This window comes from Geodermatophilus marinus (assembly GCF_003428645.1).
In the GTDB taxonomy this organism is placed as follows: Bacteria; Actinomycetota; Actinomycetes; order Mycobacteriales; family Geodermatophilaceae; genus Geodermatophilus.
In genome coordinates this window covers 1-2,217 of the sequence record NZ_QVQH01000060.1, presented here as the reverse complement: position 1 = coordinate 2,217, position 2,217 = coordinate 1, and the positions used below count along the sequence as shown (strand labels likewise).

Sequence of the window (2,217 nt, the reverse complement as noted above, 5' to 3'; positions counted from 1 at the left end):
CCTACCACCGCCGGCGTCGCCAAGACGCCCTCGGTCGACTCACGCCCATCGAGTACGAGACCATCACACCCACACTGGCCGCTCAGGCCGCCTGACCCAACCTGTCACCGATCCGTGCAGCAGTCCCACCTGGTGGTCGGCGAGGACACCGGCGCGGCCGCGGCCTACGTCGGGATGACCCGGGGCAGGCAGGCCAACACCGCCCACCTCGTGGCGACCGATCCCGACCAGGCGCGTGAGCAGTGGCTCGCGGTCTTCGCCCGCGACCGCGCCGATCTCGGCCCCGCCCACGCCGCCCGGCTGGCCGCCACTGAGGCCGCCCACTACGCCACGCCCCGGCCGCTGGAGCAGGCGCTCGCCGAGTTGCACGCGGCGTGGACGGCCGAGCAGCGCTGCCTGGATCGGCTCGCCTCCGACCTGCCCCGCCGGGACGCGCTATGGGAGATCGTCGCGCTCGAGTCCGCCCACGCCGACCGGGCAACCGCGCTGACCGAGGCCTATCGGCAGAGCGGGATGGACGCCCGCCACGCCACGGCTCGGGCCGACGCCAGCGGCGCGGCCGTCACCGCCGAGACCGACCGGATCCGCGACACGCTGCTCGCCAGCTGGGACACCGGGCGTGACGCCGCCCGCCAGACCGCGCGGGTCGTGCTCGACGGTCCTGGCCGGCTCCGGCTTCGGCGGGCGGCGGTGAACCGCGCCGGCGACCAGCTGGTCGACTGGGCGGACGCCTGGCGGCCCTACCTGCCGGCGATGCCCACCGAGCCGCAGCAGATCGCGCGCCTGGCCGACCGGTCCGACGACCGACCGCGGCTGTGGGCTGCCTTCGACTCCTACGCCCGCCGGCACGCCGAACGCGCCTACCCCGAGCACGCCCAGTTGCGCGCGACCGCAGTCACCGCCCAGGAGACCCACCGGCACGCCGGGGCCGCGGTGGACCACGCCCGCCGCCAGCACCAGGACCGGCTCGCCCGCTTCGGGCGCCTCGCCTGGACCCTCGACCCGGCGGAGCGGCTAACCGACACCGACCGGGGCATCGCCACCGCCCACACCGAACTAGCCGCCATCCGCGCTCGCATCGCACGCCTGACCGCTGAGCCGGCTCTCCTCGCCCAGCCGGCCGACCGCCTCACACAGGAGCGCGACACCTGGCGCGCCCGCCACGACTCCGCGCTCGCCACCACCCGGCCACCCGCCCCCCGGTCGGCGCCATCGCAGCCGGGCGTCCGACCGCCGCGGCCCGAGGACGTCGCACGGCTGGCACGACGTCCCGACCCGGGCCTGGGGATGTCCCGGTGAATCCCCAGGGAGGCGGGAGCCGGGAGACGCGTGCCCTTCGAGGTGTCAGCGTTCGGTCAGCGGACGAGCCGAGACTGCGCTGGCCATGGCCAGACCCACGACCAGGGAGGCGATGAGCGATGGCGTCGATCGCGAGGCGGCCCGACGGCACATACCGGCCGCGGTACCGGGACGCGAACGGCAAGGAGCACGCCCGCCACTTCAAGCGCAAGGTCGACGCCCAGCGGTGGTTGGACTCCGTCACCGCCGCCTTGGAAACGGGGAACTACGTCGACCCTCGTGCGGGGAAGATCAAGGTGGGCGAGTGGGCGGAGAAGTGGTTCGAGGGGCAAGCCCAGCTCAAACCCACGACGCGGTCGCGGTACCGGAGCATTCTCGACATGCACGTCCTGCCGCACTGGTCCGCCTGTCAGCTGGTAGCTGTGTCACACGCCGACGTCCAGGCATGGGTGGCGCGGCAGCACGCGGAAGGTGCCGCCCCCGCCACGGTCCGCAAGCACTTCCGGGTCCTCAGCCTCATCCTCGATCTCGCCGTGCGTGACGGACGGCTGTCCCGGAACCCGTGCCAGAAGGTCAACCTGCCCCGAGTTCAACAGGCTCGGCGGCGGTACCTCACTCATGCACAGGTCCAGCGCCTCGCGGACGAGACATGTTCACTCCGGGCCGGCTCCCGACTCCCGTACCGCGAGCGGGAGATCATGGCCTCCTACCGCGTCGTCGTGCTCGTCCTCGCGTACTGCGGGTTGCGCTGGGGCGAGCTGGCAGCCTTGAAGGTGAAGCGGGTTGACCTGAGCCTCGATCCACCGTCGATCTTGGTGGAGTCCGCGAGCGCCTGATCTGATCTTGGTTGGCTGGCGTGGCCGTGGGTGAGCCGCCGGTCTGTCCGGCTCTTCCACTGTCGGTCTCCGTCGGGCCCGG

2 protein-coding genes are annotated in these 2,217 nt (G+C 73.1%); both read left to right on the top strand.

Features of this window, described 5'->3' with window-relative positions:
- Positions 1 to 114 precede the first annotated feature (114 nt).
- Positions 115 to 1,299 carry a hypothetical protein gene (locus D0Z06_RS24980; RefSeq protein ID WP_233517953.1) on the top strand — a complete coding sequence of 395 codons (1,185 nt, stop codon included), beginning with the start codon at positions 115 to 117 and terminating at the stop codon, positions 1,297 to 1,299.
- Positions 1,300 to 1,418: 119 nt separating this feature from the next.
- Positions 1,419 to 2,135: a site-specific integrase gene (locus D0Z06_RS24975; RefSeq protein WP_233517952.1), complete on the top strand. Its 717-nt coding sequence runs from the start codon at positions 1,419 to 1,421 to the stop codon at positions 2,133 to 2,135.
- Positions 2,136 to 2,217 lie beyond the last annotated feature (82 nt).